Consider the following 2,072-nt stretch of genomic DNA (forward strand, 5'->3'; position numbering starts at 1 on the left):
TGATGTTGGTGAGCACTGTTTCGCGGCCCGATTTCAGGTCCACGCGCACGAGGTCGGCGGGCGTGGCCTGGGTGGTTTTGTTCACGATAACCGCGTCCTCGGGCCACGCTGCCCGCCGAGCATTTTGGGCAGCAGGACCAGTTTTTTACCGTGGCCGCCCTCGATGGTTACACCGCCCAGCCCCGGGCCAGCCTGGCCGCGCCCTTGAGCCGGGCCGAACTGGAGGAGCACTTCGCCACCCAAATCGAAACCCGCGACGAAGTGCGCTGGGACGAAACCGCCGGCCGCGTCACGGCCCGCCGCTTGCGCCGCCTTGGGGCCCTGGTGCTGTCCGACGTAAATTTGCCCAACCCCGACGCTGGCCTGATAGCCGAGGCCCTGCTGGGCGCGGTACGGGCGGGCGGCGTAGCCGGGCTACCCTGGAGCGAAGCCGCCACCCAACTGCGGGAACGACTGGCCTTTGCCCATCACCACTTCCCCGAAAACTGGCCCGACGTGGCGGACGAAACCCTGCTGACGGAGCTCGAAGACTGGTTGGGGCCTTACCTGACGGATATAAAATCAATGGCCGGGCTGAGCCGGGTGGATTTAGCGGAAGCGCTACTAGGCCGGCTGCCGGGCGGCTGGGGCCAGCGTCAGGAACTCGACCGCCTCGCCCCCACCCACCTCGAAGTGCCCACCGGCTCGCGCATCCGCCTGGATTACGCCACGCCCGCCACGCCGGTGCTGGCCGTGCGCTTGCAGGAAGTATTTGGGCTGCTCGATACGCCTACCGTGGCCGGCGGCCGGGTGCCGCTTACGCTACACCTGCTTTCGCCCGGCTACCGCCCCGCCCAGGTCACGCGTGATTTGCGCAGTTTCTGGAACAGTTCCTACTTCGAGGTGCGGAAGGAGCTACGCGGCCGCTACCCTAAGCACTACTGGCCCGAAAACCCGCTGGAGGCCCAGGCCATCCGGGGTACTAAAAAACAGAACGGGATATAACTATGCCCGGTCTGGGCAACGGCACAGAGCCGTGAAAAAGGCTCTAAAGACCTTTAGAAACCGGTCTTATCGTTTAACCAACAAATACTTAAAACGTAATATTAACAATTAGGTAATATTGGTAACAATTACGTAATATTGGCTTATGCACACTTCTTCCTCCTTTATTAAGGGGTTGAAACTGCTCCCGAGCCTGTTGTTGCTGTTGCTGCATCCGGGCGCCGCCCAGCAGCTTATCGCCCCTTCTTCCGCCTCCAGCACCAGCCAAGCCAACACCTGGCTCATGTTTCTGAGCGACGTGCGCCTCAGTCAGCGCTGGGGCCTCCACGCCGAAGCCCAGGTATTGCGTACCCATACCTCGGAACAAGGCCTGCAAAACGTGCTGCGAACCGGCGCCAATTACTACGCCACCGATGCCCTGCTGCTCACGGGCGGCTATGCGTACTCCCGCGCCTTCCCCGATGCGGGCTACCCCCTACCCACGGCCCCCGAGCACCGTCTCTACCAGCAAATCCAACTCCACGACACCGGCAGCCGGGTGCAGGTGCAGCACCGCTACCGCCTCGAACAGCGCTGGGTGCAACTCCAGCCAGCCCAGAACCGCATTTTCCTCAACCGCATGCGTTACCAGCTGCGGCTAACCATGCCCTTGCTTGGCAAAGAGCTGGCCGCCGGCATTCCGTTCGTTACGGTTTCGGATGAAGTATTCGTGGGCTTTGGCCGGCGCGAAGGGCCGGGCTTCCTTAAGCAGAACCGGGCCTACGCCGCCTTGGGTTACCAGCTGTCCAAAGCCGCCGCCGTCGAAATCGGTTACCTCAACCAGCTCGTCCGCCCCCTGTCGGAAGCCAGCCGCTTCGAGCTCAACGAGAACCTGCAACTCAGCCTCTGCTTCCACCCCGATTTTCGGCGCAACATGGTGGATTAGCAGGCAGCAAAAAGAACGTCATTCAGAGCGAAGCGAAGAATCTCGCGTGCTAATCGTTAGAGTAAGGGGCCGATACGGATGCGGGCCGACAACTGGCAGGGGCTGGTCAAGTTCGACTCAGCACTAAATGCCTTCGTGGTGCGGTATGCAGTGCCCGGGACCT

General features: G+C 62.0%; 2 protein-coding genes. Both read left to right on the plus strand.

Annotation, left to right across the window (positions count from 1 at the left end; translation table 11 throughout):
* Positions 1 to 150 precede the first annotated feature (150 nt).
* Positions 151 to 984, plus strand: coding sequence for an ATP-dependent helicase C-terminal domain-containing protein (locus tag CDA63_RS20000; RefSeq protein ID WP_242434762.1), 834 nt, complete (start codon positions 151 to 153; stop codon positions 982 to 984).
* Between the two features lie 145 nt (positions 985 to 1,129).
* On the plus strand, positions 1,130 to 1,909 hold the full coding sequence (locus CDA63_RS20005) for a DUF2490 domain-containing protein (protein ID WP_088466218.1): 780 nt from the start codon (positions 1,130 to 1,132) through the stop codon (positions 1,907 to 1,909).
* The last annotated feature ends 163 nt before the right edge of the window (positions 1,910 to 2,072 follow it).

The organism is Hymenobacter amundsenii, from assembly GCF_002204745.1.
Taxonomy (GTDB): Bacteria; Bacteroidota; Bacteroidia; order Cytophagales; family Hymenobacteraceae; genus Hymenobacter; species Hymenobacter amundsenii.

Excerpts from the sequence above, each read along its gene's own strand:
- CDA63_RS20005 (WP_088466218.1), top strand. The coding sequence starts at position 1,130 with ATGCACACTTCTTCCTCCTTTATTAAGGGGTTGAAACTGCTCCCGAGC.